This is a genomic window from Brenneria izbisi (genome assembly GCF_025840185.1).
GTDB classification, from domain to species: Bacteria; Pseudomonadota; Gammaproteobacteria; order Enterobacterales; family Enterobacteriaceae; genus Brenneria; species Brenneria izbisi.
The window spans coordinates 169,034-195,636 of the sequence record NZ_JAMPJU010000005.1 but is presented as its reverse complement, the minus strand read 5'-3'; the positions used below and the strand labels follow the sequence as shown (position 1 = coordinate 195,636).

Here is a 26,603-nt window from a genome sequence, read left to right as displayed (position 1 = left end):
TTTGTTTTCTGTTTTTTGTGAAATTTAATGGATAAAAATAGAGTGATTTAGCAATTTAAATTCATTCAATTTCAGGTAGTGTTATCAGCATGGAGTGACGGTATTTCCTCAAGAGATATCACAACCTGCGGCTAATTTTACCCATTATTTATCGGAGCACTATTATGAATCTGGAAAAATTCCCACGTTATCCATTAACATTTGGCCCCTCTCCGATTACGCCAATGAAAAGGCTAAGTGAATATTTAGGTGGGGACGTAGAAATATATGCCAAACGTGAAGATTGTAATAGTGGTCTGGCGTTCGGTGGAAATAAAACCCGTAAACTGGAATATCTTATTCCCGAAGCATTAGAACAAGGCTGCGATACACTGGTTTCTATTGGTGGTATTCAATCTAACCAGACGCGACAAGTTGCTGCCGTGGCTGCGCATCTGGGAATGAAATGTATTCTGGTGCAAGAGAACTGGGTTAATTATGCTGATGCGGTTTATGATCGCGTCGGTAATATCGAACTGTCACGTATTATGGGCGCCGATGTTCGTCTGGATGCCGCCGGTTTTGATATTGGCATTCGTGAAAGCTGGAAAAACGCCATGGAGGAAGCATCACAGAATGGCGGCAAACCTTTCCCGATCCCTGCCGGTTGCTCTGAGCATCCCTATGGCGGTTTAGGCTTTGTTGGCTTTGCTGAAGAAGTACGCCAACAGGAAAAAGAACTGGGTTTCAAGTTTGACTATATTGTGGTGTGTTCCGTCACCGGTAGTACTCAGGCGGGAATGGTGGTTGGCTTTGCGGCGGATGGCCGTTCACAGAATGTCATCGGCATTGATGCCTCGGCAAAACCGGAAAAAACCAAGGCGCAGATCCTGCGTATTGCGCAGAATACCGCCAATCTGGTCGAACTGGGCCGTGAAATCACTGAGGAGGACGTAGTGCTGGATACCCGCTATGGCGGCCCGGAATACGGCCTGCCGAGCGAAGGCACGCTGGAAGCCATTCGTCTGTGCGCCCGGATGGAAGGGGTGATGACCGATCCGGTGTACGAAGGTAAATCCATGCAGGGAATGATCGATATGATCCGCAAGGGTGAGTTTCCGAAAGGATCAAAAGTCCTGTATGCCCATCTGGGCGGCGCGCCGGCATTGAGCGCTTATAGTTACATTTTCCGTAACGGTTGAGTTTCACAATGTCAGGCCCGACCGATGGCGGGCCTGACACGTTACATCATCCCCACTCAGAACGTCAGTTGCGTGGTGGAAAGCACTTCCCTTAGACCGATAAAAGAACGGATCTGGCGCACGCCGGGCAGAAAGAGCAATTGTTCCGCATGCAGGCGATTGAAGCTCTGGTTGTCTTTCGTCCTGATCATCAAAATGTAATCGAATTCCCCCGTCACCACATGACACTCCATACAACCGCTGATCTTCTGGACGGATGCCTCGAAATCTTCGAATGAGCCTGGCGTCGAGCGATCCAGCACCACCCCGATTAATACCACCAGACCGGCATTAAGCGCCTCCGGGTTAAGTAACGCCACAAACCCTTTTATCAGGCCGATCTGTTTGAGCCGTTCAACACGTCTCAGACAGGCTGGCGGACTGAGGTTGACCTTCTCCGCCAGAGCAACGTTTGAAATAGAAGAGTCGGCCTGCAAAATACGTAGGATCGCCGTATCAAAGCGGTCCAGTTCGTAAGTTTTTTTTTCGTCTGCCGAAGGCAAGGTATTGGGGGTTTTGTCTTTCATCCGGTTCCCATTGGCGTAAGCCGATGCTTGATATTGTCATCACGTTAATTCAGATAATTAATCTACGGGCTTTTACACATCAGGTTAATAAAAATAAGAAAAAGCTCTGACTATATGCAATAAAACGCACATGCTATCGCGGTAATTTTTCGTGGTTGCCTGAAGTCTGACGGGCAAGGATTCTGATGCCGGCAGGCACGGATCATAATATTTTTATCTTTCAGGATAATCTGCCAAAAATCTAAGCTAACATGAGGTTATATAATAGATATTTATATTATTTACCGGCTTTTCATCCTGCTGATAGCCTATAAATAATCATTTAAACGTTTAGGGGAAGGGAATGAAAAAGCGTATTGTGGCATTAGCATTGACGATAGGATTAGCGTCTGTTTCAGGTATTGCGCAGGCGGATAAGCTGGACGATATTCAAAAAGCTGGTGTGATCAGGATTGCGGTTTTTGATAGCAATCCGCCGTTTGGTTACATCGATCAGCAAAGTAAAAAGCTGGTGGGGTATGACGTTGATATCGCCGAAGCGATTGGCCAAGCATTGGGCGTAAAAGTTGAATTGCGGGCAACTAACCCGGCTAACCGTATTCCGTTGCTCAGTTCCAATAAAGTGGATCTGATTGCCGCTAACTTTACCATTACAGATGAACGCGCCAAACAGGTTAATTTCAGCATTCCCTATTTTGCTACCGGACAGAAATTCATTGCCCGTAAAGGCGTTCTGAAAACCCCTGAGGATATTAAAGCGTTGCGTATTGGGGCGGATAAAGGCACGGTTCAGGAAATTACGCTGCGTAAGCATTATCCTACGGCGAAAGTCATCTCCTATGATGATACCCCGCTGGCGTTTGCCGCGTTGCGCAACGGCAATGTTCAGGCGATTACGCAGGACGATGCGAAACTGGTCGGGTTGTTGGCTAACGTGCCAGATGCGCAAAAAGCGGATTTTGAGATCTCGCCTTTTAGCATTACCAAAGAATATCAAGGTATCGGCCTTCCTAAAGGCGAGGCGCGCCTGACGGAGAAAGTTAACGAAACCCTGCTGAGTCTGGAAAAACAGGGTGAGGCGAAAACGATTTACGATCGCTGGTTCGGGCCTGCGACAAAATCGGCGCAGCCACGTGGTGATTTCACCTTCGCCCCGCTGGATCAGCAGCCAAAAGCCTGATTTTTTTAGACTGACGAAGTGATTTTTAGCCCTCTGCTTTGCCGGGGGCGTTGTTGTTTTATGTTATGGAGAACGCGAGTGGCTTATGAAACTGACAAATACGGCGCTGCAATACATCGAGCAATGGTTGCTGGCTCCCCACTATCTTGTTTGGCTGTGGCAAGGTTTTCTGATCACGTTGTGGATTTCCCTCTCTACGATTATTTTTGCCACCTTTGCGGGGGTTTTACTGGCGGCGGCCAGAGATAGCCAGCTAAAGACGCTGCGTTATGCGGTGATGGCATATAGCTCCCTTTTTCGTAATACCCCGTTGTTGATACAGCTTTTTTTCTGGTACTTCGGCGCAGGTCAGTTGTTTCCCTCCGCGATGATGCAGTGGCTGAATACGCCGCATGACATTACGTTATTGGGGATAAATCTGGCGTGGCCGTCCTTCGAATTTCTGGCTGGATTATTTGGGTTGACGCTGTATTCCAGCGCCTTTATTGCGGAAGAAATCCGCGCGGGCATTGGCGGCGTGGCGCGTGGACAAAAATATGCGGCCCAGGCGCTGGGCCTCACGCCCTGGCAATCAATGCGCCATGTGGTGCTGCCGCAAGCATTGAACATCGCGTTGCCGCCGTTGCTGGGGCAATACATGCATGTCATCAAGAACTCCTCGCTGGCGATGGCGATTGGCGTTGCCGAACTCTCTTACGCTTCACGTCAGGTGGAAACCGAAACCTTGCGTACTTTTCAGGCATTCGGCGTTGCTACCGTGCTGTATATTGCGATTATCGCACTGATGGAAGGTTGGGGCATGTGGCGTCAGCAGCGTAATCTGGTTGGGAGGCACTGAGATGGATTTTACGATTATTACCGATAATCTCGGTTATCTGATGTGGGGCGCCTTTCCTGACGGTCCGCTCGGCGGGGCGGCGCTGACATTGCTGATGAGTTTGCTGGCGGGCATTGCCTCGGCGCTGTTGGGCACATGCCTTGGGATTGCGCTGGCCATGTCGCGCGGCGCAGGGGCGGCAATACTGGCGGCGATTCTCGGTTTCTTCCGGGCCATCCCTGTCATCATGCTGATTTTCTGGACCTACTTTCTACTCCCGATCCTCTTTGGCGTGGATATTCCCGAAATCACTACAGTGGTGTGCGCGTTGGCGCTGATTGCATCCGCTTATCTGGCTCATAGCGTAAAAGCCGGTATTGTCGCGATCGGGCGTGGACAGTGGCAGGCTGGGTTATCGCTGGGACTCACGCGTTGGCAAGTGCTGTGGACTATCGTTTTGCCACAGGCGTTGCGGATGATGGCGCCGTCGTTTATCAATCAATGGATTTCCCTGATTAAAGACACATCGCTGGCTTACATCGTTGGCGTGGGTGAACTGACGTTCCTGGCGACGCAGGTGAACAACCGCAGTATGGTCTACCCGATGGAAGTGTTCCTGTTTGTCGCGCTGGTCTATTTTGTGTTTTGTCTGTCGCTGGAACTGCTGGCAAACGGGGTGAGTCAGCGCTTTAGTCAGCAGGAAAAACAGCTAAAGCGCTCATGGTTACGGTGGCGAAACAAGCCAGCCTGATGACGTTACAACAGTTTGTATCTCTTCCCTTCAATTTTAAGGGAATCAGCGTTAATACGCATAAATGTGCAAAATTGTTATAGGATAGCGAAAACCATTATCCCTTCTTTGGAATCCAGACAATGAATAAATCACAAACCGATCTTGCCGCCGGGCAAGGCCTGCTGGAACGCGTATTTAAGCTGCAACAGCACGGCACCACCGCGCGAACTGAAACCATCGCGGGCTTCACCACATTTCTGACGATGGTATACATCGTTTTTGTTAACCCGCAAATTTTGGGTGTGGCCGGCATGGATACCAAAGCGGTGTTTGTCACCACCTGTCTGATTGCGGCATTTGGCAGCATCCTGATGGGGTTGCTGGCCAACCTGCCGGTCGCGCTGGCGCCGGCGATGGGGCTGAACGCCTTTTTCGCGTTTGTCGTCGTGGGGGCGATGGGGCTTTCATGGCAGGTTGCCATGGGCGCAATCTTCTGGGGAGCAGTTGGTTTCCTGTTGCTGACGATTTTTCAGATTCGTTACTGGATGATTGCCAATATTCCGCTTAGCCTGCGTCTCGGCATCGCCAGCGGCATCGGCCTGTTTATTGCCATGATGGGGTTGAAAAATGCCGGTATTATCGTGCCTAACCCTGAAACGTTGGTGACGATCGGCAATCTGACGTCGCACAGCGCGTTGTTGGGCGCTCTGGGGTTTTTCATCATTGTGGCGTTGGCGTCGCGTAATATTCATGCCGCGGTGCTGGTTTCTATCGTGGTGACCACCTCAATGGGTCTGTTGCTTGGCGACGTGACGTTTACCGGCGTCTTCTCCATGCCGCCCAGCGTGATGACCGTGGTAGGACAGGTTGATTTGGCCGGTGCGTTAAATCTGGGCCTGTCCGGGGTTATCTTCTCTTTTATGTTGGTTAACCTGTTTGACTCTTCCGGCACGCTGATCGGGGTGACAGATAAAGCGGGTCTGGTGGATGCCCGCGGCAAGTTTCCCCGCATGAAGCAAGCGTTGTATGTGGATAGCGTCAGTTCGGTCGCCGGCTCTTTTATTGGGACATCCTCCGTGACGGCCTATATCGAAAGCTCTTCCGGGGTGTCCGTTGGTGGCCGTACCGGGTTGACCGCGGTTGTGGTGGGGCTGTTGTTTTTGCTGGTTATCTTCCTGTCGCCGCTGGCGGGAATGGTTCCGGCTTACGCGGCGGCGGGCGCGCTGATTTATGTCGGCGTATTGATGACTTCCAGTCTGGCGCGGGTGAAATGGGATGATTTGACGGAAGCTGTACCAGCCTTTATCACGGCGGTGATGATGCCGTTCAGTTTCTCGATCACCGAAGGGATTGCATTAGGCTTTATTTCTTACTGCGTGATGAAACTGGCGACAGGCCGCTGGCGTGAAATCAGCCCGTGCGTAGTGGTTGTCGCGCTGCTGTTCCTGTTAAAAATCATTTTTATTGATGCGCATTAATTCCTTTCTCGCTCCGGGATTTCACCCGGAGCGCTGTTTTTTATTCGTGGCAAAAGTAAGTGCAAATTACTGAAGCGGTGTGGTGGTTTTTTCAATGGCGTGGCTGGTCAGTTTCATGTAACGCACAGATTGACGCTGTTGATGGATGATTTCCCTGCTTTTCTTCATGCCCACGTCTGAGGTGTAATTCCACATCACCAGCCGGTTCAGCGTTGGCGCATGTGCGCATGCCCATGCCAGGTAATCGTCAATATCGCTAATCACTTCAACTTCAAACATGCTGTTGGTACGCAGTCGCCCAGAAGCCGGATGAAGCTTCAGGCTTTCAGGGCGGCTGACATTCAGTGTGGGGAGTTTCAACAGGGACTGACGAATGGTGCACAGTTGCGTGGCAGCCTCAAGAGGATCCTGTTGTGCGTCAATCCAGGCTTGCTCTGCCTGCGTCCGGGTTTGAAGATGAACAGGAACCTGATTATTTGACCGGACATGCACAATCTCGATATCCATGCCGACCAGTCCCTCTTCGCTCAGCAGAATGGCAATGGTATTCCCGGCATAACCCAGGCTGAAATGAGGCAGGATAGGATCGGCAAAATAAGGTCTGCCCTCCGGGGAGGAAAGCAAAGGTGGTAATTGCGGATAGCCGAAAAAGTAAAACATCATCTCAGCCAGCAGCGCCCGACTTTTCAGATAACGCTCGCGACGTTTAGCGGAGAAGCCTTGTGTTGAAGAAATAAGGTCATCCGACAATCTTTGCAAGTCGGGAAGCGCTTCCGTGCTGGTCCACCTGACAAAATGACAGGTCATTGTTCACTCCGTGATAATGATAAAGGTTTTGATTCGCTTGGGCCTTACCTGGAGGCATGCCCCGGTATTAAAAATGATGGTAGTACAAATATTTCGTTTATGTAGTATTTCATTGGCATATTATCAGACTAATATATGATCTAAATGAAAATAAGTAGATAAATCGGCGATTTTTATTTATTAAAAGCAATGATATTCCGGTAGTCTTGCGCTGAATGCCATTGCTTCTCATTCGTTCTCTTGTGCAATTCACCCGCTGTTACCAAGCTGAGCGCGGAGGTTGGGCAGACTCTGATGCAGGAAGGGCTGTCAGCCACACCGACACATAAATCGCACTTATACACTTCGCTTTTAGTACGCGCCAACCCGCGGTTTATTGCAGCAGTGACTGTTGCGACATTGATAGCGCCGAAAGGACAAGCGATCACGCAGCTTTTGCAGCCGATGCAGCGTGACTGAATCACCTGAATACTGTCGTGATCGCGAATCAGCGCATCATGAGGACAAACACTGGCGCAGGGGGCATTTTCACATTGGTGACAGAGGACGGGTACGCTGACGCTGGCGTTCTTTATTACGGTTAAGCGAGGAAAAAAACGACTGGGCTGTAGCGTCGCGCTATTGTCGCCGCTGTGTGCCACCGCACAGGCGATTTCACAGGTTCGACAGCCGATACACTTCTGCGCATCGGCGATAACGAATTGGTTCATCAGGGCGTCTCCTTCAGGGTTGCGCCGCAATCAGACGCGAGTGAGGTTGCCGACTGGATCGCTGAACTATTTCCTATCCCCATAACATCAATCATTCCCCTCGCTGCTTTACGACCATCGGCAATCGCGGTGACCACTAGATCGGCTCCGCGTACAGCGTCTCCTCCGGCAAAAATTCGCGGGTGATTAGTCTGGCAGGGAATGCGGCTGTTAGCGGATGCGATAATGCAACCCCATTTGTCCAGACTGACGTCCGCTTCTTCCAGCCAGGGCATGCTGTGAGCCTGAAAACCGAAAGCGACCAGGATGGCGTCGGCAGGTTGTACAAATTCGGACCCGGCAATAGGACGCGGGCGCCGACGCCCGCTGGCATCGGGAGCGCCCAGTTCAGTACGAATCAGACTGATGCCGCATACGTCTCCTTGCTCATTCAGACAAATTTTCTGCGGTTGTACGTTGAACATGAATTCAACGCCTTCTTCCCGTGAGTTTTTCACCTCTTTTTTCGAGCCAGGCATGTTAGCTTCATCACGGCGATACGCGCAGGTGACGGACATGGCGCCCTGACGAACGGAAGTACGCAGACAGTCCATCGCGGTGTCTCCGCCGCCCAGCACCACAACCCGTTTCCCCGCCATCGAGATATAGGGTTCATCTTCAAGCTCAGGTAAACCCATTACGTGTTTGGTATTGGCTATCAGGAACGGCAGCGCATCGAAAACGCCGGGCGCTTCTTCATTTTCAATCCCCGCCTTCATGGAGCGGTAAGTCCCTACGCCGAGAAACACCGTATCAAATTCATTGAGGATCTGGGGGAGAAAAATGTCTTTACCCACTTCGATATTTAATTGAAATTCGATGCCCATCTCACGGAACATCTCATGGCGGTGAGTAAGCACTCGCTTATCTAGTTTGAAAGGTGGAATGCCGAATGTCAGTAAGCCGCCAATTTCAGGATGACGATCGAACACCACTGCCTGAACGCCATTGCGCGCCAGAACATCCGCACAGGCCAGTCCTGCCGGGCCTGCGCCAATAATGGCGGCACGTTTGCCGCTTGGCGTAACCCCACTCAAGTCAGGCTTCCAGCCCATGGCGATGGCGGTATCGGTAATGTAACGCTCAATATTGCCGACGGTGATCGCGCCGTATTCCTTGCCCAGCGTGCAAGCGCCTTCGCACAACCGATCTTGCGGGCATACCCGGCCACAGATCTCCGGCAGGCTGCTGGTCTGGTGAGACAGTTCCACGGCCTCCAGAATTCGGCCTTGTTTGGCCAGATTGAGTAATTCGGGGATATTATTATGCAGCGGACAGGTCCACTCACAAATGGAATGTTTTCCGCAGGCGAGGCAGCGATCGGCCTGATCCTGCGTTTGCTCCGGCGTAAAGCCGTGATAGATCTCGTCGAACGTGGTTTTCCGTTGTGTCAGCGGTTTTTTTTCCGCGTCGCGCCGGGGCCAGTTTTTCCTCTGGTTTAACGGGTTGCGCGCCTCGGCCCTACTGACGGGTATGGCTCGTTGCCAGTGTGTTGATGTACGCAGCGCCATGTTTTGCTGTTTTTTGCGGCGGTTTGCTTCCAGTGTCTGTTCGCTGACCAATTGCAGGGCTTGGGTCGGACAGGCTTCCACACAGGCGGGTCCCTGTGAGCGGCCTGAGCAGAGATCGCATTTATGTGCTGTGGCGCCACGGATCGTGGCGTTGGCGACGACTGACATAGCGCCAAACGGACAGGCCAGTACGCAGGTTTTGCAACCAATACAACGTTCTTTAATAATTTGAATACTTTCGTCTTTTCTTACCAGCGCCTGAGTCGGGCAAACGCTGGCGCAGGGAGCATCTTCACACTGACGGCAGGTCACCGCAGAGCGCAACTCTGGTGTATTGAAGGCTTTTATTCTGGGCTGGAACAATTCATCATGGATTGGATATTGTTCGTCGTTGTGTGAAATAACGCAGGCAATTTCGCAGGCGCGACAACCCATACAGTCCTGAGCACTGACAATAACAAACCTGTTCATAAACTCTCCCGACAAAATATACCTGCGTATAACAACCGTAGCGAAACCCAAACAGCCGGTCTGGATAGGTTCTTATTGCGTATAAACGCGTTAAATGTGAACACTCACTCACATCAGGAGCGAGATACTCTGATTGATAGCGTTCGATTTTTTGTCTGGTTGCCCAGAAAGTGATTTGGAAGGGGTTGGCAGGATCTCGTCAGGAGAAAATACAACTATCCCCCCATTTATTGTCTTCATCCTAATGGCTCTGAAAACCACAGATTTTGATGTAGAACAGGTAACGATATGGTTAATGCAAAGTTTCTGAATGAAAATATTCTGATTGAGTTAGTGAGTAACCATTTCATATTCCTATTGATGTTAACTTAATTAAACTATTGGTTTTTTATTGATGAGGCGGTTTGTTAACGCGGGGACAGCGAATTCGATAAGTTGACATAGACCCTGATGGGTAATGATGTCTGTTCGGAGTGGATTGCACGGGCACACATCAATGTTGCCCGTACATTGCTGCCGTAGCAGGTGATGTGCTGATATTCCAGCCTTGCTGGAAAGCAAGGCTTTAAGGGTTATTCCATCGTCAGACAATTTTCAGCGTGACATCAATATTGCCGCGCGTGGCATTTGAGTAAGGGCATACGGTGTGTGCTTTTTGCACCAGTTCTTCCGCTTTGGCTTTGTCAAAGCCAGGTATGGAGATTTTCAATTCCACTTCAATGCCGAAGCCGGTTGGGATCTTGCCAATACCGACACTACCTTCGATTGACGTATCGGACGGCAGCGAGACTTTTTCACTGGAGGCGACGTTTTTCAGCGCTCCCAGAAAACAGGCAGAGTAACCTGCGGCAAACAGTTGTTCAGGGTTGGTGCCTTCACCACCACCGCCACCCAGTTCTTTTGGCACATCAAGCTTCACATCAAGATGGTTGTCTGATGAGACAGCGCGACCATCACGCCCGCCTGTTGCTTTAGCATGAGCAACATAGAGAACTTTTTCGATAGACATACTTTCTCCTGTGATTTATGAGAACAAGTTTAAGCGTAGACCATATGGCGCATATCTACCCATCTTCCTGGGATCATGTTGTCTACATCGACATCTTTTTTCCCTGAGGCTCGGAAGAAACGCCTATCGCGACTCGTTATTCCGCTGAGTAGCGACGATAGTCCCGATATTCTCCTCTACCCAGTCGGCCAGGACTTTTACTTTTTCACTCACTTCTCTGCCCAATGGCGTCAGGCTGTATTCCACATGCGGCGGGACAACGGGATAGGCGGTGCGCAGGATAAATCCATCGCTTTCCAGATACTGTAGCGTCTGAGCCAGCATGCGTTCGCTCACGCCGCCTATTCTGCGCCGTAACTGACTGAAACGGTGAGTGCCCTCCATCAGCGCAACCAGTATCAATACTCCCCAGCGGCTGGTAACGTGGTTAAGCACCTGACGGGATGGACATTTTTCAGCGAAAAGATCGCCTTTTGGCATCATCGCGGCAAAATAGGCCGCATCGTTTATTTTTTTAGGCACTATACTTACCTTTATGTGCGTACTTACTCAAAGTTAGCTTTATGGGTATTATGCCAGCCTGTGTTAGTCAAAGAAAGGAACTTAACGATGATTGCGATTACAGGTGCAACCGGTCAATTGGGCCGTTTAGTCATTGAACAACTGTTGGATAAGGTTCCGGCGACGGAAATTCTGGCGCTGGTGCGGGACGTGAATAAAGCAGCGGATTTGGCCGCTCAAGGCGTTCAGGTGAAAGCAGCGGACTATAACCAGCCAGAGGCGCTCTTTTCTGCGTTGCAAGGCGTTGATAAGGTATTGTTGATTTCTTCCAGCGAAGTGGGTCAGCGCGCTGCTCAGCACCGCAATGTGATTGAAGCCGCTGTAAAAGCGAAAGTAGCGCTGCTGGCTTATACCAGCCTGCTGCATGCGGATACCTCGCCACTTGCGCTGGCGGCTGAACATCGTGAAACCGAAGCATTGTTAAAACAATCGGGCCTGTCCCATGTGGTATTGCGCAACGGATGGTACACGGAAAACTATACGGGAAGCATACCGGCTGCATTACAACACGGTGTCTTTATCGGTTGTGCCGGAGAAGGAAAGATCGCTTCCGCCACGCGCGCGGATTTTGCGGCGGCTGCGGCTGTCGTTTTGACGCGGGAAAACCAGGCCGGCAAGATTTATGAACTGGCTGGCGATGAAGCTTACACGCTGACCGATCTGGCGGCTGAGATCAGCAAACAGTCTGGTAAAAGTATTGGTTATCAAAACCTGTCGGAAGAGGAATACAAGGCGGCGTTGGTCGGCGCTGGCTTGCCAGAGGCTTTTGCCGGGATCATTGCGGACTCGGATACGGGAGCGTCCAAAGGCGGTCTGTTTGACGGGAGCCATCAACTGAGCAACCTGATCGGGCGAGCGACGATCCCACTGGCAACGGTGGTGAAAGCAGCACTGAAGTAAGTTCACCTCCCTGCTCATGGTTGATGTGAGCGGGGATATATTTGTGTTGGTGGAATATTTTAACGGTTATGGCCAGGTAAAATCTGGCTTACCGGCTAAAGCGTGTAATATTTACTCTACCGTCTGTAACCGGTAAGGTGAAACAAAGTGGGGCGTGGCAGTGTAGGGGCGTTGCAATTGGTGCCGCAGGGCATACCTGTCAGCGATATCAAACGGATTGAATACAGATCTTTATCTGAGCAAGAACTTGAAAACATATTGGCGGCAACTGACGGTCATGCAAAAAACTTCTCCCTGTTTATCGAATCGCAAGGCCGTTACCGGCTTACACCTTACTATGACATTATCTCCATGTACCCGGCATTGAGCGGTCGAGGGATCGATCGCAGAGATGCGAAGCTCGCAATGGGACTGGCGATTTTAGAAGGCTTGCAGAAAAGGGCGTTGTGTCTGACAACGGGCTGAGGTTAGGTTTCGTATAGGCGCCTCGCTGGGTCGATGCAGAAGCTGGAATTTTGTTTTATCTGTTTGATTTATCATTATGTTTGTTGGTGCGTTTTTGTGTGATGGGCACATTTATGGACACAAAAAACATATTATGAATAACACGTTGAATTTAAATAGTAATATGATATTTCTGTCACTATTGATTACGATTAAATGACCCTCTCATGTACGATCTCCTCCAGGATTTTGCTGTGCCAACCAACTTTTACCCGTCGGCGTAAGTCGATACCTTTGCCGACTGCTTCTGGGTTTGTCTGGAATCGTCATTTCGATGAATCCGCCCGTTAGCGCCGGGAGAAGATAGGTATTGCGGAAGTGATCTTCATGCTTCAATCCCAGAGCGGCCTGAATGTCAGACCGCTTCATTTCCCCTTGCATTACCATCAGCAACCGCAACACTTCCCCGGTGACTGCTTCTGCCAGTGACCGCCGGATAACCACGCGGAACGGGTTAGCCGCTACATCGTCGATAAGATCGATGGCTGGCCAATCCTGCAATGCGCGGGGAATACCGGTGCCCAAGCCGCGGTAGGGCAGGTTCGGCTTCGGTCATTGGTAACATGATCCTCATTCGGTGAACAATTCGCTGGTGTTGCGAACCGCCCAGTATCAGTGGGCGCTTACAGACTCAGCGTTACTTGCCGATGCAGAAACTGGAAAAAATCCTTCCCAGCAGGTCATCTGAGGTGAATTCGCCGGTAATTTCACTTAAGCAATGTTGCGCCAGGCGCAGTTCTTCAGCCAGTAGTTCTCCCGCGTAGGCGCTGACCAGTTGCTCTTTACCCTGAACCAGATGCTGAGCGGCCTGTTCCAGCGCCTGCAAGTGGCGGCGACGTGCCAGAAAACCGCCTTCGGTGTTGCTGGTGAACCCCATGCTTTGTTTAAGATGATCGCGCAGCGTATCAATGCCTTCACCGGTACGGGCTGACAGGCGAATAAGTGAGTAAGTATTCACTTCTTTAATACCCAGCGTTTCGCCCGTGATGTCTGCCTTATTGCGCACCACGGTAATGGGCAGGGTTTTTGGCAGACGCGCCATAAACTCCGGCCAGATTGCGGATGGCTCCACGGCTTGCGTGGTGGTGCCGTCCACCATGAAAAGCACACGGTCGGCCTGCTCGATTTCCTGCCAGGCGCGTTCAATACCGATGCGCTCGACTTCATCATTGGCGTCGCGCAGACCGGCGGTATCAATGATGTGCAGCGGCATGCCGTCAATATGAATATGTTCACGCAGCACGTCGCGGGTTGTACCGGCGATATCGGTTACAATCGCCGCTTCACGGCCAGCTAACGCATTGAGCAGACTGGATTTACCAGCATTAGGACGTCCGGCGATCACCACTTTCATGCCTTCACGCAGCAGGCTGCCTTGGTGCGCTTCGGTTCTGACCGCATTCAGATCAGCCATGACGTTGTTTAATTGAGTTTCTATCTTGCCATCGGAGAGAAAATCGATCTCCTCATCGGGGAAGTCTATGGCGGCCTCAACGTAGATTCTCAGGTGCGTCAGGGCCTCGACCAGATGATTAATCCGGTTGGAAAAGGCGCCTTGTAGTGAATTGAGTGCGGAACGGGCGGCCTGCTCAGAACTGGCATCAATCAAATCGGCAATGGCTTCCGCCTGCGCCAGATCGAGCTTGTCATTAAGAAATGCGCGTTCGGAGAACTCGCCGGGGCGGGCGATACGCACGTCAGGCAACGTCAGGATACGTTGCAGCAGTAAATCAAGAATGACCGGGCCGCCGTGTCCCTGAAGTTCCAGCACATCTTCACCGGTAAAGGAATTTGGGCCGGGGAACCAGAGCGCGATCCCTTGATCGAGCGTCGTGCCATCCGTATCCCGAAACGGCAGATAATCCGCATAGCGGGGGTTGGGCAACTTATCCAGAACGGCAAGCGCCACATCCGAGGCCGCCGGCCCCGAAACGCGCAAAATACCTACCCCGCCGCGTCCCGGTGGCGTGGCTTGGGCAACGATGGTATCGGTATGACTCATGGTGCACTCTCTGCGTTAGCGCCTGTCTGCTGCCAGGCTGGTTACGTCTCATTCTGGATAAAAAATAAGGCGGTCATTGACCGCCTTACGCTGTATATCAGGTTGGCCATCAACCGGATTATTTCTTCTCGCGGCTGTGCAACCCACGTTTTTCCAGGCCGCGATAAATCAATTGCTGCTGGAAGATGGTCACCAGGTTGCTGACGATATAGTACAGCACCAGACCTGATGGGAACCACAGGAAGAACACAGTGAAAATAACCGGCATGTAGGTCATTATTTTCTGCTGCATCGGATCGGTAACGGTGGTCGGCGACATCTTCTGAATGAAGAACATCGTCACCCCCATCAGCAGCGGCAGAATATAGTATGGGTCTTGTGCGGACAGGTCATGGATCCACAGAGCGAACGGCGCATGACGCAGTTCAACGGAGCCCATCAACATGTAATACAGCGCCAGGAAGATCGGCATCTGAATCAACAGCGGGAAGCAGCCGCCCAGCGGGTTAACTTTCTCTGACTTGTACAGCGCCATCATTTCCTGACTCATGCGCTGTTTATCATCGCCGATACGCTCACGCATGGCCTGCAATTTCGGTTGCAGCATGCGCATTTTCGCCATAGAGGTATATTGCGCTTTGGTCAGCGGGTACATGATACCGCGCACGATAAAGGTAATGGCAATGATGGAGAAGCCCCAGTTGCCGATAAAACCGTGCAGGAATTTCAACAGCTTGAACAGCGGCTGAGAAATGAACCACAACCAGCCGTAATCAACCGTCAGATCCAGATGCGGCGCTACGGCCGCCATTTTGTCCTGGATCTCCGGGCCGACCCACAGCGTGGCGTTCAGATTCTGCTGGCTGCCGGCCGGGACGACGACAGGCGTGGCTTTAAAGCCGATAGCCGCTTGTCCGTTGCCCAGTTGAGACGAATAGAACGTATTGCTGCCCGCGGTTGTCGGGATCCAGGCGGTAGCGAAGTATTGTTGCAGCATCGCGACCCAGCCACCGTTGGTGGTGATATTCAGGGCTTCTTCCATATCGCTGAAGCTGTATTTCTGGTATTTATCTTCGCTGGAAGAGAACGCGGCGCCACGGTAAGTATGCAGAGCGAAGTTGCTGCTGCCAGTATCGCGATGTTTGGGTAAATCGATGGATTGCTTCAACTGGCCGAACAAGGTCAGTTCCAACGCCTGCGCACTGGTGTTGTTGACGCTGTAGTCAACATTCAACGCGTAGTCGCTACGTTTCAGAACGAACGTTTTAGTATAAGTGACGCCATCCGCCGTGGTGTAGGTCATCGGAATGCGCAGTTCGTTTTGACCGTCAGCCAGTTCAAAATGATCTTGAGCGACCGTAAACAACGGACGCGGACCATTGGCCGGATTATCCGGGCCGTTCTTGCCGGTCAGACCGCTTTGCGCCTGATAGACAAACTCAGGCGTGGTTTCCAGCAGCAGGAAGGGTTTGTCTGAACCCAGCGTATCCGGGTAAGCCAGCAGGTGCGCTTGCTCAATATCGCCGCCGCGGGTATTGATGGTCAAAGACAGTACATCGGTTTTCACCGTGATAAGTTGGCCTTGACCGCTGGCCGGTACGCCCTGGTTGGTAGCATCACCGGATGCTGCATTCGTCGCCTGCTGTATGGCCTGCGTGGTCGCTGGCGGATTTTTGTCCGTTTCCCAGGCTTGCCAGAGCATAAAGGTCACGAATAGCAGAGCGATGAGAAGAAGATTGCGTTGCGAATCCATCGTTAATGTTCTCTGTTATTGTCGGTTTTTGGCGGTACGGGATCATCACCACCAGGGTTCAAAGGGTGGCATTTTAATACGCGTTTGAGCGTCAACCAACTGCCTTTTATCATGCCGAACCTGCGTATTGCCTCAATTCCGTATTGTGAACACGTTGGCCGGAACCGGCAATGTGGTCCAAGTAACGGACTGATAACGAGTTGATAACCACGTATCAACCCGATCAGCAGGCGTGAGCCAAACGACAGTGCCGACGCCATAATTTTTCCAACGCTTCCGTCAGTGTTCGGTTATCCAGTTCAGACACCCCTTTTTTCGCAATCACCACAAAATCCATTGCCGGCAATGAATGTTGATGCAGGCGAAAGCTTTCGCGCGTCAGGCGTTTAATCCGATTGCGTTCATGAGCACGTTTGACATGCTTTTTGGCGACGGTAAGACCGATGCGGGGATGCCCCAGCGTGTTCAGGCGGCCGAGAATAGTGATTTGCGGCGTGCCAGCCCGTTGCGGCTGCTGGAAGACGAAAGTGAAATGGCTGGGAGTTAACAAACGTAACTCCCTGGGAAAAGCGAGCTTAACCACTCGGCGGGTTAGCTTTTATTACTTAGAAACAGTCAGACGAGTACGGCCTTTCGCACGACGGCGGGCCAGAACCTGACGACCATTTTTAGTGGCCATACGAGCACGGAAACCGTGGCTACGGTTACGCTTCAATACGGACGGTTGGAAAGTGCGTTTCATGGCGATTTCTACCTAAACTTGGATAATTAACGGTTCATCCCTGCTGCGCGGAGATTGAACACGACTTCACAGTAAACGCGCTTGGCTACTCGGCGTGAAAATAACCGACGCCTCAATCGCATATAACAATTATATATAACTGCGATCATATATAACTGAAAGAGGCGGGATTGTAATAATTGTACAGTCCTGAGTCAATTAACATCACACTTCACATGCCAGCCATGCCAACTATTTTTGGATTTCTGTCTGGCTGAGCACAGAAAACAGGCGTAGACGCGCGGGCTGGGAATTATACGGACTCTATACTAAAGCGCAAGGATCCTGCGACGATCTCTCCCGCAAGATCATGATCGCGGTCATCGTAACGATCTAGTCATCGGGTTTATTCTTGAGCGTCGCCCGGACACGCAGGCCAGGGTGGGAAGGATCCGATCTTTGTCATGCGTCGCACAAAGCTGCTATAAGAATAGCCTGTGGATAAAAAGGATCAAAACTGTGCAGAAGGGGAGGATCTCTTCTTTGGATTAGGTTATGATCCGCCGTCCCGTTGGTGATCCTTCGTCGGGATCGTCACGGTCATCCGCTTAGATAACGCGGTGCGCTTGTTTTTCCGTTGCGTTGCGGGATGCGGAATAGGCGCCAAAATCATGAGTCACATAAATAACGTTTCTTAATTCTTTTCTTTTTGATCGTTCTTGTTCGAGTGGAGTCCGCCGTGTCACTTTCGCTTTGGCAGCAGTGTCTTGCCCGTTTGCAGGATGAGTTACCTGCCACAGAATTCAGTATGTGGATACGCCCATTGCAGGCAGAACTGAGTGATAACACTCTGGCGCTCTACGCCCCCAATCGTTTCGTATTGGATTGGGTTCGTGATAAATATTTAAATAATATCAATGGATTGCTTAATGATTTCTGTGGAATGGATGCCCCGCTGCTGCGTTTTGAGGTCGGGAGCAAACCATTGGTTCAGGCGGTAAGCCAGCCCGTCAATCATCATCATGTCAGTGTTACGTCGGCGCCGCAGACCCGTTCGGCGCCGGTGCGCCCAAGCTGGGATAATTCCCCGGCGCAGGCTGAGCATACCTATCGTTCCAATGTGAACCCCAAGCATACGTTTGATAACTTTGTTGAAGGTAAGTCAAACCAGTTGGCGCGGGCGGCGGCGCGTCAGGTGGCGGACAATCCAGGCGGCGCCTACAACCCGCTGTTTTTGTACGGTGGCACGGGGCTGGGTAAAACGCACTTGTTGCATGCGGTGGGCAACGGCATTATTGCCCGCAAAGCCAACGCCAAAGTGGTTTACATGCATTCTGAGCGTTTTGTGCAGGATATGGTGAAAGCGTTGCAGAACAATGCTATTGAAGAGTTTAAACGCTACTACCGTTCTGTCGATGCGTTACTGATTGATGATATTCAGTTCTTTGCCAACAAAGAGCGTTCTCAGGAAGAGTTTTTCCATACGTTTAATGCCTTGTTGGAAGGCAATCAGCAAATCATTCTGACTTCCGATCGCTATCCTAAAGAGATCAATGGCGTGGAAGACCGGCTGAAGTCCCGTTTTGGCTGGGGGCTGACTGTTGCCATTGAACCGCCGGAGTTGGAAACCCGCGTGGCGATCCTGATGAAGAAAGCGGATGAAAATGACATTCGTTTGCCCGGCGAAGTGGCTTTCTTTATCGCCAAACGTCTGCGTTCCAATGTGCGTGAATTGGAAGGCGCATTGAACCGGGTTATCGCCAATGCCAACTTTACCGGGCGTTCCATCACCATTGATTTTGTACGTGAAGCGCTGCGCGATCTGCTGGCGTTGCAGGAAAAACTGGTGACTATCGACAATATTCAGAAGACAGTGGCGGAATATTATAAAATCAAAGTCGCCGATCTGTTGTCTAAGCGTCGTTCCCGTTCAGTGGCGCGCCCACGTCAGATGGCGATGGCGCTGGCCAAAGAACTGACCAACCATAGCCTGCCGGAAATCGGCGACGCGTTTGGTGGACGTGACCATACCACGGTGTTGCACGCCTGTCGTAAAATCGAACAGTTGCGTGAGGAAAGTCACGACATCAAAGAAGATTTTTCCAATTTAATCAGAACATTATCTTCATAACATTATGAAATTCATTGTTGAACGCGAACATCTGTTAAAGCCGCTGCAACAGGTCAGCAGTCCGTTGGGCGGTCGACCGACATTACCGATTCTGGGCAACCTGTTGATACAGGTGACCGAGGGGGCGTTGTCGCTGACCGGTACTGATCTCGAAATGGAGATGGTGGCGAAAGTGGCGCTCACGCAGCCCCATGAACCGGGCGCGACAACGGTGCCGGCCCGTAAACTTTTCGATATCTGCCGGGGACTGCCGGAGGGAGCGGAAATCACCATCATGCTAGATGGCGATCGTATGCTGGTGCGCTCCGGTCGTAGTCGTTTTTCGCTGTCGACCTTGCCTGCCGAGGATTTTCCCAATCTGGATGACTGGCAGAGTGAGGTGGAATTTTCCCTGCCGCAAGCCACGCTGAAGCGTCTGATTGAGGCCACGCAGTTTTCGATGGCGCATCAGGATGTGCGTTACTACCTCAACGGCATGTTGTTTGAAACCGAAGGCGAGGAGTTGCGCACTGTAGCAACGGATGGACATCGGCTGGCGGTTTGCGCGATGCCGGTAGGTCAGCCTCTGCCGTCGCATTCGGTGATCGTGCCGCGCAAAGGCGTGATGGAATTGGTGCGTTTGCTGGATGGCGGCGATACGCCGCTGCAATTGCAAATCGGCAGTAACAATATTCGTGCGCATGTCGGTGATTTTATTTTTACGTCCAAGTTGGTTGATGGCCGTTTCCCTGATTATCGCCGCGTTTTACCGAAGAACCCGGATAAAACGTTGGAAGCCAGTTGTGATTTGCTGAAACAGGCATTTTCCCGCGCCGCGATCTTGTCGAATGAAAAATTCCGCGGCGTGCGTCTGCACCTCATTCATAACCAGTTGAAGATCACCGCCAATAACCCTGAACAGGAAGAAGCGGAAGAGATCCTGGATGTACAGTATGAGGGCGCCGAGATGGAGATCGGATTTAATGTCAGCTACGTGCTGGACGTTCTGAATGCGCTGAAGTGCGAGGACGTGCGTCTGCTGCTGACCGACTCGGTTTCCAGCGTGCAGATTGAAGATGGCGCGAGTCGGGCGGCGGCTTATGTCGTTATGCCAATGCGCCTCTAGCCGTATGGCGGGCTATTTTACTTGCCAGATTGGGATTGGGCTGTGCCTTGTCCCAATTTGTCTGCGGCAATCACGCCTTTGAATACATGAAACAGTCGCATGGCGCTTACTCGTCTTCTGATTAAAGATTTTCGTAATATTGAAGCGGCTGATCTGGCGCTGGCGCCCGGCTTTAACTTTTTGGTCGGGGCGAATGGCAGCGGAAAAACCAGCGTGCTGGAAGCGATTTATACGCTGGGGCATGGACGGGCGTTCCGCAGCGTGCAGGCGGCGCGCGTGATCCGTCACGATCAGGCGGAATTTGTCCTGCATGGCCGTATCGACAGCGCGGAGAAAGAACGCGCTGTCGGGCTGAGCAAAAACCGTCAAGGCGACAGTAAAGTGCGTATTGACGGCAGCGACGGCCATAAAGTGGCAGAACTCGCGCAGTTGTTGCCGATTCAGCTTATTACACCCGAAGGTTTTACTCTGCTAAATGGCGGGCCGAAATTTCGCCGCGCTTTCCTCGACTGGGGTTGTTTTCATAACGAGCCTGGTTTTTTCTCCGCCTGGAGCAATATGAAACGCTTGCTGCGTCAGCGCAATGCGGCGCTGCGTCAGGTGAGCCATTATGGTCAACTCAGAGCCTGGGATCAGGAATGGGTGCCATTGGCCGAACGTATCAGCGAATGGCGGGCGCGGTACAGTGAAGCGATTGTCGAGGATATCTCCGCAACCTGTACGCAATTCCTGCCGGAGTTTTCGCTTGGGTTTACGTTCCAGCGCGGCTGGGACAAAGAGAGTGAGTACGGCGAACTGCTGGAGCGTCAGTTTGAACGTGACCGGCTGTTGGGCTATACGGCGCTTGGGCCGCATAAAGCCGACTTTCGTATCCGCGCGAGCGGCGTGGCCGTTGAGGATATGCTATCCCGCGGTCAGCTAAAACTGCTGATGTGCGCATTAAGATTGGCCCAGGGTGAGTTCCTCACCCGTCAGAACGGACTGCGCTGTCTGTATCTGATCGATGATTTTGCTTCCGAACTGGATAGTACCCGCCGCCGTTTGCTGGCCGAACGGTTAAAAGCCACCCATGCACAGGTTTTTGTCAGCGCCGTCAGCGCTGAGCAGATAGACGACATGGTTGGTGAAAAGGGCAAGATGTTCCGCGTGGAACAGGGTAAAATAACGGTTCAATCACAGGACTAAAATGAGCGGGAAACGTTGATGTCGAATTCTTATGATTCCTCAAGTATCAAGGTATTGAAAGGGCTGGATGCGGTACGTAAACGCCCAGGTATGTACATCGGTGATACGGACGACGGTACTGGTCTGCATCACATGGTATTCGAGGTTGTGGACAACGCTATCGACGAGGCGCTCGCTGGCTATTGTAAAGACATTATCATCACCATCCACGCTGATAACTCCGTTTCGGTACAGGATGATGGTCGTGGTATACCCACCGGGATCCATGAAGAAGAAGGGATATCCGCCGCGGAAGTGATCATGACGGTGCTGCATGCCGGCGGCAAGTTTGATGACAACTCCTATAAAGTTTCCGGTGGTTTGCACGGCGTAGGGGTATCGGTCGTTAACGCCCTGTCTGAAAAACTGGAACTGGTGATCCGCCGCGAAGGTAAAGTTCATGAACAGACTTATCGCCACGGCGTGGCGCAGGCTCCGCTGAAAGTGGTGGGTGAGAGCGAGAAAACCGGTACGACAGTCCGTTTCTGGCCGAGCCTGGAAACCTTCACCAATGTGGTGGAATTCGAATATGAGATCCTGGCCAAGCGTCTGCGTGAGTTGTCATTTCTTAACTCCGGCGTATCGATCCGCCTGATTGACGAGCGCGAAAAAGACAAAGCCGATCACTTCCATTATGAAGGCGGGATCAAAGCGTTCGTCGATTACCTCAATCGCAACAAAACGCCAATCCACCCGACCGTATTCTATTTCTCCACCGTGAAAGACGACATCGGCGTTGAAGTCGCTTTGCAGTGGAATGATGGTTTTCAGGAAAATATTTATTGCTTTACCAACAATATTCCGCAGCGTGACGGCGGTACGCACCTGGCTGGCTTCCGTGCGGCGATGACCCGTACCCTGAACACCTATATGGATAAAGAGGGCTACAGTAAGAAAGCCAAGATCAGCGCCACCGGTGATGATGCGCGTGAAGGGCTGATTGCGGTGGTTTCCGTCAAAGTGCCTGATCCGAAATTCTCCTCACAGACCAAAGACAAGCTGGTTTCTTCGGAAGTGAAAACCGCGGTTGAATCGTTGATGAACGAGAAGCTGGTGGACTATCTGATGGAAAACCCGTCGGATGCCAAGATTGTGGTGGGTAAAATCATTGATGCGGCGCGAGCTCGTGAAGCGGCGCGTAAAGCGCGTGATATGACGCGCCGTAAAGGTGCGCTCGATCTGGCTGGTCTGCCGGGCAAACTGGCTGATTGTCAGGAGCGCGACCCGGCGCTTTCCGAACTCTACCTGGTGGAAGGGGACTCGGCGGGCGGCTCTGCCAAGCAGGGGCGTAACCGCAAGAATCAGGCGATCCTGCCGCTGAAAGGCAAGATCCTTAACGTTGAGAAAGCGCGTTTCGACAAGATGCTCTCCTCGCAGGAAGTCGCCACGTTGATTACGGCGCTGGGTTGCGGCATTGGCCGTGATGAATACAACCCGGACAAGCTACGTTATCACAGCATCATTATCATGACCGACGCCGACGTCGATGGTTCTCATATCCGTACTCTGCTGTTGACCTTTTTCTATCGTCAACTGCCTGAAATTATTGAACGCGGCCATGTTTATATCGCTCAGCCGCCGCTGTACAAAGTGAAGAAAGGTAAGCAGGAACAGTACATCAAAGACGACGAAGCCATGGATCAGTACCAGATTGCGCTGGCGCTGGATGGGGCCACGTTGCATGCCAATGCCCACGCTCCGGCGCTGGCGGGAGAACCGCTGGAAAAGCTGGTGTCTGAGCATTACGCCGTTCAGAAAATGATTGGCCGTATGGAGCGTCGCTTCCCGCGCGCACTGCTTAACCGTTTGATCTATCAGTCCGCATTGACGGAAGCCGATTTGGGCGATAGAGCAAAGGTACAACAGTGGATTGAAGCGTTGGTCATCAGTTTGAATGAGCAGGAAGTGCATGGCAGCGCCTATAGCTTTGTGATCCATGAAGATAAGGAACGTCAGCTTGTCGAACCGGCGTTGCGCGTGCGTACCCACGGCGTGGATACCGACTATCTGCTGGGCGCAAGCTTCATCACGGGTGGCGAGTACCGTAAGCTGAACCAACTGGGCGAAAAACTGCGCGGCCTGATTGAAGAAGATGCGTACATTGAGCGTGGCGAGCGTCGTCAACCGGTCGCCAGTTTCGAACAGGCGCTGGATTGGCTGGTAAAAGAATCCCGACGCGGCCTGGCGATCCAGCGTTATAAAGGTCTGGGAGAAATGAACCCGGAACAGTTGTGGGAAACCACCATGGACCCCACCAGTCGTCGCATGTTACGTGTGACCGTGAAAGATGCGATTGCCGCCGATGAGTTGTTTACCACGCTGATGGGCGATGCGGTTGAACCACGCCGGGCGTTTATCGAAGAGAACGCCTTGAAAGCAATGAATATCGATATCTGATAATCCCTTGCGCCAACAATCAGACAGGCCGGTGTTCCGGCCTGTCATGATATTTCGTTAATTGCCATTCGTTATAAAGTCCCCCCCTGTTTTTATCATCATGAAATAATAAATATAGCGTCACTTTTTCGCCACGCGCGCCTGTTTATGATCATGTTCAAAGATTATCAAACCCAATATGAAACCGGTGGCATGTTATTCCCTATATTGCTTGAATGAAAAAAACAAGCGATGAGGTGCGGGATGAAGAGGCTCTTACTCTGTTGTGCGGCGGGGATGTCTACCCGCATGTTAGTCCAGCGGATGGAGAAAGTCGCAAAAGAAAAAGGGATTGATATAGAGATAAAAGCGGCAGGATTTAATGACTTTGGCGATGTGATTGATGAATATGACTGTTGTCTGCTCGGACCGCAAATTAAATATAAACTGGCTGAGTTTAAAATTATTGCGCAGGGAAAGAATAAACCGATTGCGGTTATCAATACTACCGATTACGGCATGATGAACGGCGAAAAGGTACTGAATGACGCCCTCAAAATGATGCGCTAGATCCCGTATTTCAGGATAGCCCATCATCTTTCAGGTTCCGATACCCTGTATGCCGGGCCGCGTCGTCGCTGATCTATTACCCCTTATCCAAAATGTAAGCGCGCCAGCTTTTAGAGCAGGAGCAACGATCATAGGAAACCCAGGAGAGTCACTGATGAAGCTGGATGAAACCACTCTTATGGAATTGATTATTTATGCCGGAGAAGCGCGTTCGGATGCTATGGAAGCGTTGCGCGCGGCCAGAGAACATGACTGGGAAAAGACAGATCGGATGCTTAATTCGGCGTCTGTGGCGGCACGTAAAGCTCACCAGATCCAAACGTCGCTGATCAGCGCGGATGAAGGTCGTGGAAAAATTTCGGTTAATCTGATTCTGGTGCATGCGCAGGATCACCTGATGAACGCGATCCTTTGCCGTGATCTGGTGGAGGAACTGGTTTATCTGCACCGGGAAATCGCCGAACTGAAACGGGGATGATGCCGTATAAGGCCAGCGCGACTTTTTACTTTATATCTAATGGGTGTGTCATCACGCAGCATTTCACTGGCGACTTCATCGCTGAATCGCGTTAGCATAAAAACAAATACGGTGATGTAGGAAAATTATGTCTATAAAACTGATCGCAATTGATATGGATGGAACGTTACTGACGCCGCAAAATCAAATTTCTCCGGCGGTGAAAGCGGCTATCGCCGCGGCAAGAGCGAAAGGCGTCCAGGTGGTGCTGGCGACCGGGCGCCCGTTCATTGGCGTGGCGCGTTATCTGGCGGAACTGGATTTGCAGCAGGAAGAGTGTTTTTGCATCACCAACAATGGCGCGCTGGTTCAGCGTGCGATAAATGGCGAGTGCGTGGCGCAAACAACGCTGAGCTTTGATGATTATCTCTATTTTGAAGCGCTGTCCCGCAAACTGAATGTTCATTTTCACGCGATGGATTTCAATTTTGTTTATACGGCCAATAAAGACATTAGCGCTTATACCGTTCATGAATCACATTTGACCGGTATCCCGCTAAAATATCGCACGGTGGAAGAGATGGATCGCAGCATGACCTTCCCGAAAGTTATGATGATTGATGAGCCGCCGCTGTTGGATCACGCCATCAGCCAGATCCCGCCGCAAGCGTTTGAGCGCTATACCATCATGAAGAGCGCCCCTTATTACTTGGAAATTCTGGATAAGCGCGTGAATAAAGGCGCAGGGGTGAGAATGTTGGCCGAGCACCTTGGTATTGCGCGTGAAAGCGTCATGACGCTGGGCGATCAGGAAAACGATCTGGCGATGCTGGAGTATGCCGGGCTGGGGGTAGCGATGGGCAATGCCATTGAAACGGTGAAAGCAATCAGTCAGTTTGTGACTAAAACCAATCAGGAAGATGGCGTGGCCTATGCGATTGAGAAATTTGTGCTCAATGATGAGTGGGATGGCCAGTCGGTAGCCTAATTAAAATCCGCGTAAAAAAACGGACTTTCCTCTGATATGAGGAAAGTCCGTTTAATTTTTTGATTATCTTTTCAGGCCGCATCAGTTATAGATAACCGCAGTCCCGCGCAGCAGGTTATTACCGGTTGCAGAGGTGATGCTATACGCTGTAGCGCCCGCTTTTTCCGCTTTCTCAGCCAACTGTGCTTGCAGAGAGCTCAGGTCTTTGGCGGTTGCGCTGACCACGCCGGCTTTCTCCAGCTTCTGCGCCTGTTGAGCAGACACATAATCAGCGGCGGAAGCGCCGAAGGATAGGGTTGCGAGAGCGGCGGCGGCGGCGAAGAATTTTACGTTTTTCATGTGATTTTTCCTGTTCAATGTTGTTAGGTGTAAAAGGTCATTGCCTTTCGATGAAGGGAATACTACGCCGATAGAGGATGAAGAGAAAACGGAGCTTATTGAGGTATTCTTTCAGTATTTTTGATTTTTAGCGAAGCGTCTGCCATAACGTGTTTAATGATAAGGCGGGGAGGATACATATAAGGAAACGACCATGTTTTCCGGTCGTTTAATCACGCGGTTTTGCCTTCAATGAGGGTTTCTGCCGGTACAAATGGCGCCCTATCTGCGTTGCCAATCACTTCATTTAATTGAAATAACAGGGTGAATGCTTAGCAAGCGGTACCCGCCAACTCACTGCTTATCCCTCCTTGATTACCTGAGTATTGAAATTTATTGGCTATATATGTTGCAAAATTGTTTTTTATGCTCGTTTTGTGATCTTGATTGTAGTACGAATAATATAGATGGTACTACAATCAATTCAAGAA

The 26,603-nt window shown here is 51.3% G+C and carries 26 protein-coding genes and 1 pseudogene; 14 read left to right on the top strand and 13 right to left on the bottom strand.

Annotation, left to right across the window (positions count from 1 at the left end; all coding sequences use genetic code 11):
* Positions 1–164 precede the first annotated feature (164 nt).
* On the top strand, positions 165–1,181 hold the full coding sequence (locus tag NC856_RS09060) for a 1-aminocyclopropane-1-carboxylate deaminase (protein ID WP_264090105.1): 1,017 nt from the start codon (positions 165–167) through the stop codon (positions 1,179–1,181).
* 56 nt (positions 1,182–1,237) lie between these two features.
* On the opposite strand, the gene NC856_RS09055 is transcribed toward NC856_RS09060, so the two are convergent.
* Positions 1,238–1,747 (bottom strand): Lrp/AsnC family transcriptional regulator, encoded by a 510-nt coding sequence (locus tag NC856_RS09055; protein WP_264090104.1) that lies wholly within the window; start codon positions 1,745–1,747, stop codon positions 1,238–1,240.
* A gap of 343 nt (positions 1,748–2,090) precedes the next feature.
* Between NC856_RS09055 and NC856_RS09050 the strand changes: the two genes are divergently transcribed.
* From NC856_RS09050 to NC856_RS09035, 4 genes are all read left to right on the top strand, one after another.
* Positions 2,091–2,927: an ABC transporter substrate-binding protein gene (locus NC856_RS09050; RefSeq protein WP_264090103.1), complete on the top strand. Its 837-nt coding sequence runs from the start codon at positions 2,091–2,093 to the stop codon at positions 2,925–2,927.
* An 85-nt stretch (positions 2,928–3,012) separates the two neighbouring features.
* On the top strand, positions 3,013–3,765 hold the full coding sequence (locus NC856_RS09045) for an amino acid ABC transporter permease (protein ID WP_264090102.1): 753 nt from the start codon (positions 3,013–3,015) through the stop codon (positions 3,763–3,765).
* A gap of 1 nt (position 3,766) precedes the next feature.
* Positions 3,767–4,495, top strand: a complete 729-nt coding sequence (locus NC856_RS09040) for an amino acid ABC transporter permease (RefSeq protein WP_264090101.1) — start codon at positions 3,767–3,769, stop codon at positions 4,493–4,495.
* Positions 4,496–4,617: 122 nt separating this feature from the next.
* Positions 4,618–5,955: an NCS2 family permease gene (locus NC856_RS09035; RefSeq protein WP_264090100.1), complete on the top strand. Its 1,338-nt coding sequence runs from the start codon at positions 4,618–4,620 to the stop codon at positions 5,953–5,955.
* 66 nt (positions 5,956–6,021) lie between these two features.
* Here the strand turns inward: NC856_RS09035 and NC856_RS09030 are convergent, their stop codons facing one another.
* The 5 genes from NC856_RS09030 to NC856_RS09010 all read right to left on the bottom strand — a co-directional run bounded on the left by NC856_RS09030 (position 6,022) and on the right by NC856_RS09010 (position 10,985).
* Positions 6,022–6,762, bottom strand: coding sequence for a 4'-phosphopantetheinyl transferase family protein (locus NC856_RS09030; RefSeq protein WP_264090099.1), 741 nt, complete (start codon positions 6,760–6,762; stop codon positions 6,022–6,024).
* A gap of 173 nt (positions 6,763–6,935) precedes the next feature.
* Positions 6,936–7,472, bottom strand: coding sequence for a 4Fe-4S dicluster domain-containing protein (locus NC856_RS09025; RefSeq protein WP_264090098.1), 537 nt, complete (start codon positions 7,470–7,472; stop codon positions 6,936–6,938).
* Positions 7,472–9,493, bottom strand: a complete 2,022-nt coding sequence (gene aegA / locus NC856_RS09020) for a formate-dependent uric acid utilization protein AegA (protein ID WP_264090097.1) — start codon at positions 9,491–9,493, stop codon at positions 7,472–7,474. Before aegA ends, NC856_RS09025 begins: the two co-directional genes overlap by 1 nt.
* Before the next feature lie 583 nt (positions 9,494–10,076).
* Positions 10,077–10,502 carry an organic hydroperoxide resistance protein gene (locus tag NC856_RS09015; RefSeq protein ID WP_264090096.1) on the bottom strand — a complete coding sequence of 142 codons (426 nt, stop codon included), beginning with the start codon at positions 10,500–10,502 and terminating at the stop codon, positions 10,077–10,079.
* Between the two features lie 123 nt (positions 10,503–10,625).
* On the bottom strand, positions 10,626–10,985 hold the full coding sequence (locus tag NC856_RS09010; protein ID WP_264090199.1) for a winged helix-turn-helix transcriptional regulator: 360 nt from the start codon (positions 10,983–10,985) through the stop codon (positions 10,626–10,628).
* A 126-nt stretch (positions 10,986–11,111) separates the two neighbouring features.
* Here NC856_RS09010 and NC856_RS09005 point away from each other — a divergent pair, with 126 nt between their 5' ends.
* Entirely contained in the window at positions 11,112–11,963 is an 852-nt protein-coding gene (locus NC856_RS09005; protein ID WP_264090095.1) for an SDR family oxidoreductase, read from the top strand.
* 246 nt (positions 11,964–12,209) lie between these two features.
* Positions 12,210–12,392 (top strand): annotated as a pseudogene (locus tag NC856_RS09000) (HipA domain-containing protein); the annotation flags it as partial.
* A gap of 240 nt (positions 12,393–12,632) precedes the next feature.
* Here the strand turns inward: NC856_RS09000 and NC856_RS08995 are convergent.
* The 6 genes from NC856_RS08995 to rpmH form a co-directional block, all read right to left on the bottom strand.
* Positions 12,633–12,968, bottom strand: coding sequence for a Fic family protein (locus NC856_RS08995; protein ID WP_264090094.1), 336 nt, complete (start codon positions 12,966–12,968; stop codon positions 12,633–12,635).
* Between the two features lie 136 nt (positions 12,969–13,104).
* Entirely contained in the window at positions 13,105–14,469 is a 1,365-nt protein-coding gene (gene mnmE, locus NC856_RS08990; protein ID WP_264090093.1) for a tRNA uridine-5-carboxymethylaminomethyl(34) synthesis GTPase MnmE, read from the bottom strand.
* A 118-nt stretch (positions 14,470–14,587) separates the two neighbouring features.
* On the bottom strand, positions 14,588–16,222 hold the full coding sequence (gene yidC, locus NC856_RS08985; RefSeq protein ID WP_264090092.1) for a membrane protein insertase YidC: 1,635 nt from the start codon (positions 16,220–16,222) through the stop codon (positions 14,588–14,590).
* 2 nt (positions 16,223–16,224) lie between these two features.
* The gene (gene yidD, locus NC856_RS08980; protein ID WP_009115145.1) at positions 16,225–16,482 is read right to left on the bottom strand and encodes a membrane protein insertion efficiency factor YidD; all 258 of its coding nucleotides are present in this window, start codon (positions 16,480–16,482) and stop codon (positions 16,225–16,227) included.
* Positions 16,446–16,805 (bottom strand): ribonuclease P protein component, encoded by a 360-nt coding sequence (gene rnpA / locus NC856_RS08975; RefSeq protein ID WP_264090091.1) that lies wholly within the window; start codon positions 16,803–16,805, stop codon positions 16,446–16,448. The genes yidD and rnpA overlap by 37 nt, the downstream gene beginning before the upstream one ends.
* 18 nt (positions 16,806–16,823) lie before the next feature.
* Positions 16,824–16,964, bottom strand: coding sequence for a 50S ribosomal protein L34 (gene rpmH / locus NC856_RS08970; RefSeq protein ID WP_004093983.1), 141 nt, complete (start codon positions 16,962–16,964; stop codon positions 16,824–16,826).
* Between the two features lie 718 nt (positions 16,965–17,682).
* On the opposite strand from rpmH, the gene dnaA reads away from it, so the two are divergent.
* From dnaA to yidA, 7 genes are all read left to right on the top strand, one after another.
* A complete protein-coding gene (dnaA, locus tag NC856_RS08965) occupies positions 17,683–19,074 on the top strand; it encodes a chromosomal replication initiator protein DnaA (RefSeq protein ID WP_264090090.1) in 1,392 nt (463 codons plus the stop codon).
* Between the two features lie 4 nt (positions 19,075–19,078).
* Positions 19,079–20,179 (top strand): DNA polymerase III subunit beta, encoded by a 1,101-nt coding sequence (gene dnaN, locus NC856_RS08960; protein WP_264090089.1) that lies wholly within the window; start codon positions 19,079–19,081, stop codon positions 20,177–20,179.
* Between the two features lie 99 nt (positions 20,180–20,278).
* Complete coding sequence (recF, locus tag NC856_RS08955; protein ID WP_264090088.1) at positions 20,279–21,364, top strand: DNA replication/repair protein RecF; 1,086 nt, start codon at positions 20,279–20,281, stop codon at positions 21,362–21,364.
* An 18-nt stretch (positions 21,365–21,382) separates the two neighbouring features.
* Positions 21,383–23,800, top strand: a complete 2,418-nt coding sequence (gene gyrB, locus NC856_RS08950; protein ID WP_264090087.1) for a DNA topoisomerase (ATP-hydrolyzing) subunit B — start codon at positions 21,383–21,385, stop codon at positions 23,798–23,800.
* A 243-nt stretch (positions 23,801–24,043) separates the two neighbouring features.
* The gene (locus NC856_RS08945; protein WP_264090085.1) at positions 24,044–24,349 is read left to right on the top strand and encodes a PTS sugar transporter subunit IIB; all 306 of its coding nucleotides are present in this window, start codon (positions 24,044–24,046) and stop codon (positions 24,347–24,349) included.
* Positions 24,350–24,503: 154 nt separating this feature from the next.
* On the top strand, positions 24,504–24,827 hold the full coding sequence (locus NC856_RS08940) for a PTS lactose/cellobiose transporter subunit IIA (protein WP_264090084.1): 324 nt from the start codon (positions 24,504–24,506) through the stop codon (positions 24,825–24,827).
* 127 nt (positions 24,828–24,954) lie between these two features.
* Positions 24,955–25,794: a sugar-phosphatase gene (yidA, locus tag NC856_RS08935; protein WP_264090083.1), complete on the top strand. Its 840-nt coding sequence runs from the start codon at positions 24,955–24,957 to the stop codon at positions 25,792–25,794.
* A gap of 81 nt (positions 25,795–25,875) precedes the next feature.
* Here yidA and bhsA read toward each other — a convergent pair whose 3' ends face one another.
* Entirely contained in the window at positions 25,876–26,133 is a 258-nt protein-coding gene (gene bhsA / locus NC856_RS08930; protein WP_264090082.1) for a multiple stress resistance protein BhsA, read from the bottom strand.
* Positions 26,134–26,603 lie beyond the last annotated feature (470 nt).